Annotated in this window: 11 protein-coding genes; 7 read left to right on the forward strand and 4 right to left on the reverse strand. The window is 60.7% G+C overall.

Features of this window, described 5'->3' with window-relative positions:
* Nucleotides 1–50: 50 nt before the first annotated feature.
* Nucleotides 51–1,049 carry a D-cysteine desulfhydrase gene (locus tag ACZ0AZ_RS10075; RefSeq protein WP_463537305.1) on the reverse strand — a complete coding sequence of 333 codons (999 nt, stop codon included), beginning with the start codon at nucleotides 1,047–1,049 and terminating at the stop codon, nucleotides 51–53.
* A 190-nt stretch (nucleotides 1,050–1,239) separates the two neighbouring features.
* On the opposite strand from ACZ0AZ_RS10075, the gene epsC reads away from it, so the two are divergent.
* The gene (gene epsC, locus ACZ0AZ_RS10080; protein WP_039756411.1) at nucleotides 1,240–2,166 is read left to right on the forward strand and encodes a serine O-acetyltransferase EpsC; all 927 of its coding nucleotides are present in this window, start codon (nucleotides 1,240–1,242) and stop codon (nucleotides 2,164–2,166) included.
* Nucleotides 2,167–2,564: 398 nt separating this feature from the next.
* On the forward strand, nucleotides 2,565–4,526 hold the full coding sequence (gene betT, locus ACZ0AZ_RS10085) for a choline transporter BetT (RefSeq protein WP_160768576.1): 1,962 nt from the start codon (nucleotides 2,565–2,567) through the stop codon (nucleotides 4,524–4,526).
* A gap of 25 nt (nucleotides 4,527–4,551) precedes the next feature.
* Here the strand turns inward: betT and ACZ0AZ_RS10090 are convergent, their stop codons facing one another.
* Nucleotides 4,552–4,812 carry a hypothetical protein gene (locus tag ACZ0AZ_RS10090; protein ID WP_463537306.1) on the reverse strand — a complete coding sequence of 87 codons (261 nt, stop codon included), beginning with the start codon at nucleotides 4,810–4,812 and terminating at the stop codon, nucleotides 4,552–4,554.
* A gap of 383 nt (nucleotides 4,813–5,195) precedes the next feature.
* Here ACZ0AZ_RS10090 and ACZ0AZ_RS10095 point away from each other — a divergent pair, with 383 nt between their 5' ends.
* Nucleotides 5,196–5,378 carry a type II toxin-antitoxin system HicA family toxin gene (locus ACZ0AZ_RS10095; protein WP_463537307.1) on the forward strand — a complete coding sequence of 61 codons (183 nt, stop codon included), beginning with the start codon at nucleotides 5,196–5,198 and terminating at the stop codon, nucleotides 5,376–5,378.
* Complete coding sequence (locus tag ACZ0AZ_RS10100; protein WP_463537308.1) at nucleotides 5,375–5,839, forward strand: type II toxin-antitoxin system HicB family antitoxin; 465 nt, start codon at nucleotides 5,375–5,377, stop codon at nucleotides 5,837–5,839. Before ACZ0AZ_RS10095 ends, ACZ0AZ_RS10100 begins: the two co-directional genes overlap by 4 nt.
* Nucleotides 5,840–5,844: 5 nt before the next feature.
* On the opposite strand, the gene ACZ0AZ_RS10105 is transcribed toward ACZ0AZ_RS10100, so the two are convergent.
* Nucleotides 5,845–6,882: a LacI family DNA-binding transcriptional regulator gene (locus tag ACZ0AZ_RS10105; protein ID WP_463537309.1), complete on the reverse strand. Its 1,038-nt coding sequence runs from the start codon at nucleotides 6,880–6,882 to the stop codon at nucleotides 5,845–5,847.
* 203 nt (nucleotides 6,883–7,085) lie between these two features.
* Between ACZ0AZ_RS10105 and ACZ0AZ_RS10110 the strand changes: the two genes are divergently transcribed.
* The 3 genes from ACZ0AZ_RS10110 (at nucleotide 7,086) to mgrA (ending at nucleotide 11,863) form a co-directional block, all read left to right on the forward strand.
* On the forward strand, nucleotides 7,086–9,311 hold the full coding sequence (locus tag ACZ0AZ_RS10110; RefSeq protein ID WP_463537310.1) for a TonB-dependent receptor: 2,226 nt from the start codon (nucleotides 7,086–7,088) through the stop codon (nucleotides 9,309–9,311).
* A gap of 1 nt (nucleotide 9,312) precedes the next feature.
* Complete coding sequence (locus tag ACZ0AZ_RS10115) at nucleotides 9,313–10,632, forward strand: LLM class flavin-dependent oxidoreductase (RefSeq protein ID WP_463537311.1); 1,320 nt, start codon at nucleotides 9,313–9,315, stop codon at nucleotides 10,630–10,632.
* A gap of 193 nt (nucleotides 10,633–10,825) precedes the next feature.
* Nucleotides 10,826–11,863, forward strand: a complete 1,038-nt coding sequence (gene mgrA, locus ACZ0AZ_RS10120; RefSeq protein ID WP_039756418.1) for an L-glyceraldehyde 3-phosphate reductase — start codon at nucleotides 10,826–10,828, stop codon at nucleotides 11,861–11,863.
* A gap of 130 nt (nucleotides 11,864–11,993) precedes the next feature.
* Here the strand turns inward: mgrA and tauD are convergent, their stop codons facing one another.
* The gene (tauD, locus tag ACZ0AZ_RS10125; protein WP_039756420.1) at nucleotides 11,994–12,836 is read right to left on the reverse strand and encodes a taurine dioxygenase; all 843 of its coding nucleotides are present in this window, start codon (nucleotides 12,834–12,836) and stop codon (nucleotides 11,994–11,996) included.
* Nucleotides 12,837–12,938: the final 102 nt, after the last annotated feature.

The raw sequence follows: 12,938 nt of genomic DNA on the forward strand, positions 1-12,938 counted from the left end.
ACCCAACGGGGATAAATCCCCTCGCCACAGATATCTGCAATCTGCAGTGATCATCTTGTCAGAAAATCCTTGTAGGCAAACAACGCCGGCGCGCCACCGGTGTGCAGAAAGATTATCGGACCATCATCGAAGCGCTGCCGGCCGATTCCGTCGAGCAGACCGGCCATGGCCTTTCCGGTGTAGACCGGGTCAAGCAACAGACCTTCCTGAGCCGCCAACAGTTTCACCGCCGCCAGCGTGCCGGCATTCGGCTCGCCATAACGCGGGCCGAAATATTCGTCCCACAGCTCGACCTTGAAGCTGGCCGGCAACTCGACGCCCAGCAGCTCTGCCGTGCGTTCGGCCAAACCCTGGACCTTCGGCCGCTGGTCTTCTTCACTGCGCGAAACGGTCACGCCGATCACCGGCAGTTGCGGCAACGCCTCACTCAGCGCCAGCCCCAGACCACTGTGAGTACCGGCACTGCCTGAAGCCAGCACCACAGCGGCGAAATCGAGGCCGCTGTCCTTGATCTGCTCAGCCAGTTCCAGTCCGGCGCGCACATAACCCAGAGCACCGAGCGCGTTGGAGCCGCCAATCGGCACCAGATACGGCTTCTTGCCGTTGCTGCGCAGGCGCGCGGCGAGGGCGGCCAGTTGTTCGTCAGCATTATCGAGGTTGTCGACCAGTTCGACCTTGGTGTCGAACAGGTCCAGCAACAAGCGGTTGCCGTTGCCGGTGTAGTTGCTGTCGTCGGTGCCGAGCGGATTTTCCAGCAGCGCCACACAGCCCAGGCCGAGTTTCGCGGCCAGCGCGGCGGTCTGGCGAACATGGTTCGATTGCAACGCACCGGCCGTGATCAGCGTGTCAGCGCCTTGCGCGAGCGCGTCGGCGGCGAGGTATTCGAGTTTGCGCAGCTTGTTGCCGCCCATTGCCAGCGGCGTCAGGTCATCGCGCTTGATATACACCTCGCGACCGAGCCAAGCGGACAGGCGTTCGAGTTTTTCCAGCGGCGTGGGGTGGCTCAGCAGTTCGAGACGGGGAAAGCGTTGCAGCTGTTGTTTGATCATGAGTCCGTACTGGCGCAGAAGAATGAATGGACTATAGGCAGGCGCATTTGCCCGGGCAACCGCCAATCGCTTATAGCCAAATGGACTGACGCCAGCACTATCGGTTCTTAATTCGTCGGTAGAGGCATGCCGTAAAGTAGGCGCCGTTGACGCGGCCAGACAGTCCGGCCGCCCGTAAGGAGTCTTTACCGTGAGCGAGCGTTCCAGCCATTGGCAATTGCAGACCATCGTCAGCCAGCTGCGCAGTGCGCGGGATCAGTGGCGTGCGCAGAACGGCCGGGCATCCGGCGAGCAGGGTGGGCGCGAATTGCCATCGCGAGCGGCAATGGCGGAAATCCTTGAAGCGCTGTGTGGCGCGCTGTTCCCTATGCGTCTGGGGCCTGTGGATCTGCGTGAAGAAAGTGAAGATTTCTACGTCGGCCATACGCTTGATGTTGCGTTGAATGCGTTGCTGGCGCAGACGCGCCTGGAGCTGCGTTACGTTGCCCGTCACAGCGCGCAGGACGACAGTGAAGTCGAGGCGCGGGCCATCCAGATCGTGCAGGATTTCGCTCTCGCGTTGCCGGGTCTGCGCACGCTGCTCGACACCGATGTGCTGGCGGCGTATCACGGCGACCCGGCGGCACGCAGCGTTGATGAAGTGCTGCTGTGCTATCCGGGCATTCTCGCGGTGATTCACCATCGCCTGGCGCACCATTTATACCGTGCCGGGCTGCCGCTGCTGGCGCGGATCAGCGCGGAGATCGCGCATTCGGCGACGGGCATCGATATCCACCCGGGCGCGCAGATCGGTCGCAGTTTCTTTATCGATCACGGCACCGGTGTAGTGATTGGCGAAACCGCGATCATTGGTGAGCGGGTACGGATTTATCAGGCGGTGACCCTGGGGGCCAAGCGCTTCCCGGCGGATGAAGACGGCCAATTGCAGAAGGGCCATCCGCGTCACCCGATCGTTGAGGATGACGTAGTGATTTACGCCGGCGCGACGATTCTCGGACGGATCACCATCGGCAAGGGTTCGACCATTGGCGGCAACGTGTGGCTGACGCGCAGCGTGCCGGCGGGGGCGAATCTGACGCAGGCGAATCTGCAGCATGATGATGGGACGCAGAAGTAGGTCTTGAATCTGTGTTGTTGTATCGGGCCTCTTCGCGAGCAGGCTCGCTCACAATTGGAATGCGTTGCAAATGTGGGAGCGAGCCTGCTCGCGAAAGATTTCCAGGCCGGATCAAGGTAGTGGCCTTAAGCCAATTCATCAGTGAACGAATCTCTCCAAACCCGCGTCATACCCCTCTTTGGGCGCTGTAGGAAACCTACCGCCCAGCCCTGCGATTAGTCCTTACCACCCCATTCATGTTTAACTTGAACGTTCATTCAAGTTAAACCGGTGGTTCGCTGCCCGCTCACAACAGGAGGCTTGCCTTTGCTGAGTCCGATCATTTCAGCCACGTTTCAACCCTTCGAGGTGCACGTTTCATGAGTGCATCGTCCACCCCCGCCAGCGGTCTGGTACGCATGAATCCGCCGGTGTTCTACTTCGCCGCGACGGTCATTCTGCTGTTTGGTCTCGTTGTCATTGCCATCCCCGAGCAGGCCGGCGCCTGGTTGCTGGAAGCGCAAAACTGGGCGGCCAATACGGTCGGCTGGTATTACATGCTCGCGATGACCCTGTATCTGGTCTTCGTGGTGGTCACCGCCTTATCCGGCTACGGCAAGATAAAACTCGGTGCCGACCACGACGAGCCCGAATTCAGTTACCTGTCCTGGGCCGGCATGCTGTTCGCCGCCGGGATCAGCATCACGCTGTTCTTCTTCTGTGTCTCCGAACCGCTGACGCACATGCTGCAGCCGCCACAGGGCGAGGCCGGTACTGCCGATGCGGCACGCCAGGCGATGCAAATTCTGTTTCTGCACTGGGGCCTGCATGGCTGGGGCGTGTTCGCCTTTGTCGGCATGGCGCTGGCCTATTTCGCTTATCGGCACAATCTGCCGCTGGCCCTGCGTTCGGCGTTGTATCCGCTGATCGGCAAACGCATCAACGGCCCGATCGGCTACGCAGTCGACGGCTTCGGCATCATCGCTACGGTGTTCGGCCTCGGTGCGGACATGGGCTTCGGTGTGCTGCATCTCAACTCGGGCCTGGATTATCTGTTCGGCATCGCCCATACCCAGTGGATTCAGGTCGGCCTGATCACGCTGATGATGGGCGCGGCGATCATCGTTGCGGTGTCCGGTGTCGATAAAGGCGTGCGGGTGATGTCCGACATCAACATGCTGCTGGCCTGCGGGCTGCTGCTGTTCGTGTTGTTTGCCGGGCCGACGCAGCACCTGCTCAACACCCTGATCCAGAACGTCGGCGACTACCTCGGCGCGTTGCCGATGAAGAGCTTCGATCTTTACGCCTACGATAAACCGAGCGACTGGCTCGGTGGCTGGACCGTGTTCTACTGGGCCTGGTGGATCGCTTGGTCGCCGTTCGTGGGCCTGTTCATCGCGCGGATTTCCCGTGGCCGCACCATCCGTGAATTCGTCTTCGGCGTGCTGTTGATTCCGCTCGGTTTCACCCTGGCGTGGATGTCGATCTTCGGCAATAGCGCCTTGGATCAAGTGCTCAACCACGGCATGAGCGCGCTGGGTATGTCGGCCATCGATAATCCGTCGATGAGCATTTATCTGCTGCTGGAAACCTATCCGTGGAGCAAGACCGTCATTGCCGTGACGGTGTTCATCAGCTTCGTGTTCTTCGTGACGTCTGCGGATTCCGGCACCGTGGTGCTCTCGACCCTGTCGGCCAAGGGCGGCAACCCGGATGAAGACGGGCCGAAATGGCTGCGGGTGTTCTGGGGCGCAATGACCGCGCTGATCACCAGTGCGCTGCTGTTCTCCGGCAGCATTGATGCGCTGAAGTCGGCGGTGGTGCTGACCTCGTTGCCGTTCTCGTTGATTCTGCTGCTGATGATGTGGGGCCTGCACAAGGCGTTCTATCTGGAATCGCAGAAGCAGATCGCGCAGCTGCATTCGCTGGCGCCGGTCTCCGGTTCGCGGCGTGGCACCGGCGGCTGGCGCCAGCGCCTGAGTCAGGCCGTGCACTTCCCGTCCCGCGACGAGGTGTACCGCTTCATGGAAAGCACGGTGCGTCCGGCGATCGAGGAAGTGACCGCCGTGTTCGTCGAAAAAGGCCTGCACGTGGTCACTCAGCCGGATCCGGCGCATGACAACGTCAGCCTGGAAATCGGCCACGGCGAGCAGCATCCGTTCATCTATCAGGTACAGATGCGCGGCTACTTCACGCCATCGTTCGCGCGCGGCGGCATGGGTTCCAAGCAACTCAACAATCGTCGCTACTACCGCGCCGAAGTGCACTTGAGCGAGGGCAGTCAGGACTACGATCTGGTCGGCTACACCAAAGAGCAGATCATCAACGACATCCTCGACCAGTACGAACGGCACATGCAGTTCCTGCATCTGGTGCGTTGATCCAACGGCTGAGCGCCGGGTCTGCTCAGGACTCGGCGCTCAGCAGCATGAACAACACCATTGCCGCCATCGGCACGCCGAATACCGCACTGCCAATCGCTATTTCCGACCCTACGGACTGGCCGGCATGCACCACCCCCACCGCGCCATTAATCACCGTCAACGCCAGCCACAGGGCGGCGAAGCCGAAGGCCATGGTCTGGCGGCTGAAGCCGATGCGCTCGCCGATGTAGAGCATCAGGGCGAGCAGGATCAGGCCGAAGAAGATGATGATGGCGGTGTGCATAGCGGGTTCTGAGTGGTGGAGGTGCATTGCCTGAAGGATCGCTTTCGCGAGCTGGCTCGCTCCCTCCATGGATCCAGGCTGGACATAAATTTCATGTACACAGGAAATCCTTGTGGGAGCGAGCCTGCTCGCGAAGGGGTCACCTCGGTGTTCTTTAGAGCATAGCCAGTCCCGCCACATCTCTATTGGACATATTTTTCGACCCTTACAGAGAGTATGGCCGGCGACGTGTTTTTCTTGCTGGCCCAAGCCTGCCGTTGATCTGTCCCATAAACGAGCGATTGTTCAGTGAGCTAGTCTTTATCTGAGTGTGTATCGTGTGTATCAAAGGCTCCTGCGCCCTCTAGAGTAAATGGCTCTAGCTGTCGAACAGGGCAAAGGAAATGCGCAGTCGGGAAATGATCAGGATGATCGAAGACGATGGTTGGTATCTCGTGGCGGTGAAAGGCAGCCACCACCAATACAAGCATCCGCACAAGCCAGGAAGGGTGACGATCAAGCACCCTGATTCCGATCTGCCCAAGAACACGATCAACAGCATTTTGAAACAGGCGGGCTTGAAATGAGGCCCGTCATTGGAAACGAAGGCCGTTTTATGCGCCTGTCAGAGGAAGGACTCACTCATATGAAATTCCCGGTCGTTCTGCACAAGGATGCCGACTCAGACTACGGAGTGATCATCCCGGATGTCCCGGGTTGTTTCTCCGCAGGCACTACGGTCGCCGAGGCGTTTGAAAATACTCAGGAGGCATTGGCGCTTCACTATGAGGGGTTGGTCGCCGACAGCGCGCCGTTACCGCAAGTGCGGGACATTGATGCTCATCTCGATAACCCGGATTACGCGGGAGGGATCTGGGGCGTGGTCGATTTTGATATCACCCCGTATTTCGGCAAGTCAGTGCGTTTTAACGCCACGCTGCCGGAGCAGTTGCTTGAGCGTATTGACCAGACAGTCCGCCGTGACCAGCGCTATCGATCCCGTTCCGGATTTCTCGCGGCGGCCGCCTTGCGCGAGCTGTCGGTATAGCGAAGTCAGGAGCTTTCGCGCTCGATCACCTGGCACTGCAACAGATTCAATCGCTGCACTTCGTCGCTCGGCAATACCGCAAGGCTTTCCAGCACCCGCGTTGCCGCCAGCACTCCAATCTCCAGCGCTGGCGGTTTGATCGTGCTCAGACTCGGCAACAGCATCTCGGCAAACGGGTAATCGCCGAAGCCGAGCACGGCGCAGTCTGTGGGGATTTTGAGACCCGCGCGCTGTCCGGCGAGGAGGCCGCCGGCGGCGAGGTTGTCGTTGGCGAAGATGATTGCGTCCGGGCGGGGTGAGGCGATCATCAGGGCGTCCATCGCTTGTTTGCCAGCTTCGAACGGTGCGCGGTCGGCATCCGGGGTGAAGACCCATGGCTCGTGGCCAGCGGCGCGCAAAGTGGCGGCATAACCGTCGCGGCGTTCCAGTGCGCTGAAGTCCCCCGGCGCGCTGTTCTGTACGAAGGCAATGCATTGATAGCCTTTCTCCAACAGATGCCTTGCCGCTGTCACGCCCACTTCGAAATGCGAAAAGCCGATCTGCATCGGCCCGCGTTCCGGCTGGTAATCCCAGGTTTCGATCACTGGAATATCCGCCTCGGCGAGCATTTTCTCGGTGCCTGCACTGTGAAAGTGGCTGGTCAGCACCAGCGCTGCCGGCGACCAGCCGAGAAACGCGCGCACGGCATTTTCTTCCTGCTCGATATCGAAATAACTCGACGCCAGCAACAGTTGATAACCGTGACGACTGAGGGTGTCGCTGAAGCCCTGGATCGTGTTGGCGAAGATCGGCCCCGAGATGTTGGGGATGACCATGCCGACGATTTTTCCCCGCGCCGAGGCCAGGCCGCCGGCGACCAGATTTGGCACGTAACCCAACTCGGCGACCACCGCCGCAATACGCTCGCGGCGCTCGGGTGAAACCTGCTCGGGCTGATTGAAATATCGCGACACGGTAATCGCCGATACCCCGGCTGCGCGCGCTACGGCATTCAACGTCACACGGCCGGCGCCCCGGCGTTTGCGCGGTTTTTCGTCGTTCAACAGTCAATCCCTCTAAAAAACCAAATCGAATATAAAAGTAATTTTTGAGTATTGGACGCTCTACGCCGGGGTCGCCAATACTGACGATGTTAGCGCTAACAAATCGCGTTGTCTGCTACTCGCTCGAGCGAATGCCCAAGACAGATTCAGGCACTGTCGTCGCAGAACGACAGTGGTTCAGGGCCATTTTCGAGCGGATACCTATGCGTGATTTTCCTGGGGCACCACACACACTGACGCAGTCGATTCGCGCGGCGGGATGGATTTTTATCGGGCTGGCGGCGCTGCCGCTGCCCACGGCGTTTGCCGCTGACAACAGCGATCAGGAGCCGACGCTGAAGTCGGTCACGGTGACCGCGACCCGGCGTGAAGAATCGCTGCAGAAAGTGCCGGTGGCGGTTTCGGTGCTCGACGGCGAACAGCTGGAACGCGACAACCGTAACGGCGTGGCGAGCATCGTTCAGCAAGTGCCTTCGCTGAATTTCCGCACTGGCGCCTCGAACAAGGACACCTCGTTGTTTGTGCGCGGGGTCGGCACCATTTCCACCTCGCCGGGCGTCGAGCCGACCGTGGCGACAGTGATCGACGGCGTGGTGTACGCGCGGCCCGGTCAGGCCACGCTGGATCTGCTCGATCTCGAACGCGTCGAAGTGCTGCGTGGCCCGCAAGGCACACTGTTCGGCAAGAACGCCTCGGCCGGTGTACTCAACATCACCAGCAGAGCAGCGTCCGCCGAGACCCACGGCTACATCGATCAGTCGTACTACAGCGGCAACGAAAGCCGCACCCGTTTCGGTCTCGGCGGCAGCCTGATTCCGGACACGCTGAAGGGCTCGATCAGCACGCTGTTCGGCAGTTACGACGGCAATGTCGACAACCAGCGCAACGGCCACGAGGACAACGGTTACAATCATCGCGGCGTGCGCGGCAAACTCGAATTCACCCCGAACGACGACGTCACCTTCACCCTGATTGCCGACTACATGCAGTCTCACGACGACGCGCCCAACGGCGTCGTCAGCCAAGCGCTGACGCCGGCCTTCGCCAACGCGCTGCGTCCGGTGAATGCGACCAGCCACAACCGCGACATCAACACCGACACCCGCTCTCACATCGAGGACGTCAACAAAGGCCTGTCCGGCCAGCTCGACTGGCAATTGGGCGATTACACCCTGACGTCGATCACCGCATGGCGCGGCTGGGACAACACCCAGTATCAGGATGGCGATCGCCTTGGCACCGTGACCGCCGCGTTTCCCGGCACGGTGGACAAGGGCGATCTGGCTTTCGACCAATACTCGCAAGAGCTGCGTCTGGCCTCGCCGAAAGGCGAGTTTCTTGAGTACGTCGGCGGCCTGTTCTACATGCATGGCAAGGACGACGAGACCTATCAGCGCACCCTCACCACGACCGCTCGCACTGACCGTGGTGTCGCCGATTACAGCACCACCAATGACAGCCACGCGGTGTTTGGCGAGAGCACGCTGAACTTCACTTCGGACTTTCGCGGCATCGCCGGCCTGCGCTATACCCACGACGATCTGGAATACGATCACCGCCGCGTCTCCACGTCGGCGACCACGGTCAGCGGCATTCAACCGGCGACCAGCAGCTCAGGCTCGGTGGACGAAGATGGCTGGTCCGGCCGCCTCGGTTTGCAGTACGACCTGAGCGATACCGTCACCACTTACCTGACCTATTCGCGCGGTTACAAAGGCCCGGCCTACAACGTGTTCTTCAACATGCAACCGCGCGATACCGAAGCGCTGAAACCGGAGACGTCCAACACCTGGGAGGCGGGGATCAAAGCCACTTCCTGGAACAATCGCCTGACCACCAACCTGGCGATCTTCCACAGCGAGTACGACAACTATCAGGCGAACTTTTTCGACACCGTCGCCGGGCAAGTGGTGACGCGGTTGATCAACGCCGGCAGCGTCACCAGTGAAGGCGTCGAACTCGACTACGCCCTGCAAGCCACCCAGCAACTGAAGTTCTCCGGCGCACTGGCCTATACCCGCGCACGCATCGACGAGTTCGCTTGCCCGGCCGGCGCGGCGGCGTCGTGCAACGTCGACGGCAAACCTCTGCCATTCAGCCCGGACTGGAAAAGCTACGTGCGTGCCGACTACACCATCCCGCTGGACAACGGTCTCGATATCGAACTGGGCACCGACTACAGCTGGCAAAGCGAAGTGCAGTACGACATCAGCCAGAACCCCGATACCAAACAGGGCGCCTATGGGCTGTGGAACGCCAGCGTCGCCCTGGCCGATTACAGCAATGGCTGGCGCGTCGCGCTGCTCGGCAAGAACCTCGCCGACAAGTCCTATTCGCCATTGCTGGCCAGCGGCGGCAGCTACATCTATCGCGCCGTGCCACGGGATGACGAACGCTACTTCGGCGTGCAACTGCGCAAGGATTTCTGAGATGAGCAAGCAGATGAAACTCGGTGCGTTTCTCATGGCCACCGGGCATCACGTAGCGGCGTGGCGTCATCCGGATGTGCCGGCGAATGCGGGGCTGGATTTCGCCCATTACAAACGTCTGGCACAGATCGCCGAAGCGGCAAAGTTCGATGCGCTGTTTGTCGCCGACAGCGTCGCCGCACCGACCGATGACATCGCCAGCCGCATGGCGCGCTCCGATCACTTCGAGCCGCTGACCTTGCTCTCGGCACTGAGTGCATTGACCGAGCACATCGGCCTGATTGCCACAGCCACCACCAGTTACAACGAGCCGTACCACGTGGCGCGCAAGTTTGCTTCGCTCGATCATTTGTCGGGCGGACGTGCCGGATGGAATCTGGTGACTTCGGACAACGCCGCCGAGGCGCTGAATTTTGGCCGCGATGCACACATCGGCCATGCCGAACGCTACAGCCGTGCCCGCGAATTTCATCAGGTGGTTACCGGGCTCTGGGACAGTTGGGAGGACGATGCCTTCCACCGCGACAAGGCCAGCGGCGCCTATTACCACCCGCATAAGCTGCACGTGCTCGACCATGTCGGTGAACATTTCCGGGTCAAAGGCCCGCTGAATGTCGCGCGCTCGCCGCAGGGACAACCGGTGATTGTTCAGGCCGGATCTTCCGAGGCGGGGCGGGAGTTGGCCGCACAAACCGCTGAAGTGGTGTTCACCGCGCAGACTTCGTTGGCCGCCGCACAGGCGTTTTATGCTGATATCAAGGGACGCTTGGCCAGGTTCGGGCGCAGCACCGATTCGCTGAAAATCATGCCCGGTATGTTTGTCGTGGTCGGTGCCAGCGAGGCTGAAGCGCAGGAAAAATGTGAAACGTTTCAGCAATTGGTCGAACCGGAGGTGGGCGTCGCGCTGCTTGGGCGTATGCTGGGCAACTTCGATTTATCGAAGTACCCGCTGGACGGCCCTCTGCCAGAGTTGCCGCTAACTGACAGCGGCCAGCGGAGCCGACAGAAACTGCTGACTGAGCTGGCGGGGCGGGAGAATCTGACCCTCGCCGAACTCGGGCGCAGGATCGCTGGCGGACGTGGGCATTACAGCTTGGTCGGGACGCCGGCGCAGATTGCCGATCGCCTGCAGGAATGGTTCGAGCAAGGCGCAGCGGATGGCTTCAACGTGCTGGTGCCGCACCTGCCGGGCGGGCTGGAAGATTTCGCCAGTGGCGTGGTACCGGAACTGCAACGGCGTGGCTTGTTCAGAACTGAATATGAAGGCCGCACGTTGCGGCAGAACCTGGGGCTCGCCCGACCTGTAAACCGCTTCGCATGATTGATGGGGCCTTTGTGGTGAGGGGATTCATCCCCGTTCGGCTGCGAAGCAGTCGTAAAACCAGCGCACTCGGTACACCTGATTCACCTAGGTTTCACGTTTTGGGGCGGCTTTGCCACCCATCGGGGATAAATCCCCTCGCCACAAAGGTGTCCGGTTTCTGATGACTAAAAAACAGACAAGAGAGGATTCGATGACTTACACCGCTGCCGAAAACCGCTATGACTCCATTCCCTACCGCCGCGTCGGCCGCAGCGGTCTGGTGCTGCCGGCCTTGTCACTGGGGCTGTGGCACAACTTTGGTGACAGCACACCGATCGACACCCAGCGCGCCTTGCTGCGCACGGCGTTCGATCTGGGCATCAACCATTTCGATCTGGCCAACAACTATGGCCCGCCCTACGGCAGCGCCGAGATCAATTTCGGTCGCCTGCTGCGCGAGGACTTCAAGCAATATCGCGACGAGCTGATCATCTCCAGCAAGGCCGGTTGGGACATGTGGCCCGGCCCTTACGGCCAGGGCGGCGGTTCGCGTAAATACGTGCTGGCCAGCCTCGACCAGAGCCTGCAACGCCTCGGCCTCGACTATGTGGATATCTTCTATTCGCACCGCTTCGACCCGGACACCCCGCTGGAAGAAACCGCCAGCGCCCTCGCCACCGCTGTGCAGCAGGGCAAGGCGCTGTACATCGGCATCTCGTCCTATTCCGGAGTGAAAACCCGCGAAATGGCCGCGCTGCTGAAAGAGTGGAAGGTGCCGCTGTTGATCCATCAACCGGCGTACAACCTGCTCAATCGCTGGGTGGAAAAGGATCTGCTCGATACCACCGATGAGCTCGGCACGGGCGTGATCGCTTTCACTCCGCTGGCGCAAGGTCTGCTTACCGACAAGTACCTCAACGGCGTGCCGGCGGATGCGCGAGTCAATCGCCCGGGCGGCGGTTCGTTGCAGGCTTCGCACTTGTCCGAAGAAAATATTGCTCACGTGCGAGCGTTGAACGAGATCGCCCAGCGTCGCGGCCAGAGTCTGGCGCAACTGGCACTGGCGTGGACGCTGCGTGATCCACGAGTGACCTCGGCGTTGATCGGCGCGAGCCGGCCGGAGCAGATCATCGAGAACGTGGGGGCGTTGAAGAATCTGGATTTCAGCGCTGAAGAGCTGGCGGAGATCGACCGGTTTGCCCAGGAGGGCGGGATCAATCTTTGGGAGAAGCCTTCGACAGCCGAATAAGCCGCTGAGAGGATCGTTCCCACGCTCTGCGTGGGAATGCCGCCCGGGACGCTCCGCGTCCCAGCTAAAGCCGAACGCGGAGCGTCCGTTGATGCATTCCCACGCAGAGCGAGGGAACGATCATCAGCTATCACTTGAAGAACGGCACATCCCCCAACACTGTCGCCCGCTGCATCACCCGCCGCGCCGGGCGGTAATCGTCCACCGCGTAATGCTGGGTCACGCGGTTGTCCCAGAAGGCGATGTCGTCTTTCTGCCAGCGCCAGCGGATAGTGAATTCCGGCCGGGTCGCGTGGGCGAACAGAAACTTCAGGATCGCCTCGCTCTCGGTTTCCGAGAGCTCGTTGATTTTCGAGGTGAACCCTTCACTGACGAACAGCGAGCGCCGTCCGCTGACCGGATGGGTGCGAATCACCGGGTGCGACAGCGGTGGATTCTTGCGTCGTGCCTCTTCCCACTGCGCCAGCGCTTCAGGCGTGTTGCCGTAGCGCTCGAGCGGAAACGAACGAGTGAAATCGTGGGTGGCGGTGAGGCCTTCGAGCAGGCTTTTCATCGGCGCCGACAACGCTTCATACGCAGCAATCCCGCTGGCCCACAGCGTGTCGCCACCGAACTCCGGTAGCAACTTGGCGCTGAGCACCGCGCCCATTGCCGGCGTCGGCAGGAAGGTCACGTCGGTGTGCCAGATTGCGTTGTCGCGCACGTCGGTGACGGCGGTGTCGAGGATCAGCACTTCCGGTTGTTCCGGCACGTTCGGGTAGATCGGATGAATGTGCAGGTCGCCGAAATAATGCGCGAAGCGTGCCTGCTGTGCCGGCTCGATCGGCTGGTTGCGAAAGAACAGCACCTGGTATTTGAGCAACGCCTGCTCGATGGCGTCGCGGTGCTCCAGGCTCAGCGGCTGGCTGATGTCGACGCCGCTGATCTGCGCACCGAGGGCCGAGCTTAACGGGGTGATGTTGAGGGTGCTCATGGTCGTTCTCTTCGAATTCGGAGTGTCATGCTTTTGTGGGAGCGAGCCTGCTCGCGAATGCAGAGTGTCAGGCGACAGTGCAGTGACTGATCTGACGCTTTC

This window comes from Pseudomonas sp. AC239, from assembly GCF_979258545.1.

What these genes read in the sequence shown, in the direction of transcription:
- tauD (WP_039756420.1), bottom strand. Translation starts at nt 12,836, where the DNA reads ATGAGCACCCTCAACATCACCCCGTTAAGCTCGGCCCTCGGTGCGCAG.
- ACZ0AZ_RS10115 (WP_463537311.1), top strand. Translation starts at nt 9,313, where the DNA reads ATGAGCAAGCAGATGAAACTCGGTGCGTTTCTCATGGCCACCGGGCAT.
- ACZ0AZ_RS10095 (WP_463537307.1), top strand. Translation starts at nt 5,196, where the DNA reads ATGCGCAGTCGGGAAATGATCAGGATGATCGAAGACGATGGTTGGTAT.
- ACZ0AZ_RS10110 (WP_463537310.1), top strand. Translation starts at nt 7,086, where the DNA reads ATGCGTGATTTTCCTGGGGCACCACACACACTGACGCAGTCGATTCGC.
- ACZ0AZ_RS10090 (WP_463537306.1), bottom strand. Translation starts at nt 4,812, where the DNA reads ATGCACACCGCCATCATCATCTTCTTCGGCCTGATCCTGCTCGCCCTG.
- ACZ0AZ_RS10100 (WP_463537308.1), top strand. Translation starts at nt 5,375, where the DNA reads ATGAGGCCCGTCATTGGAAACGAAGGCCGTTTTATGCGCCTGTCAGAG.
- mgrA (WP_039756418.1), top strand. Translation starts at nt 10,826, where the DNA reads ATGACTTACACCGCTGCCGAAAACCGCTATGACTCCATTCCCTACCGC.
- ACZ0AZ_RS10075 (WP_463537305.1), bottom strand. Translation starts at nt 1,049, where the DNA reads ATGATCAAACAACAGCTGCAACGCTTTCCCCGTCTCGAACTGCTGAGC.
- betT (WP_160768576.1), top strand. Translation starts at nt 2,565, where the DNA reads ATGAATCCGCCGGTGTTCTACTTCGCCGCGACGGTCATTCTGCTGTTT.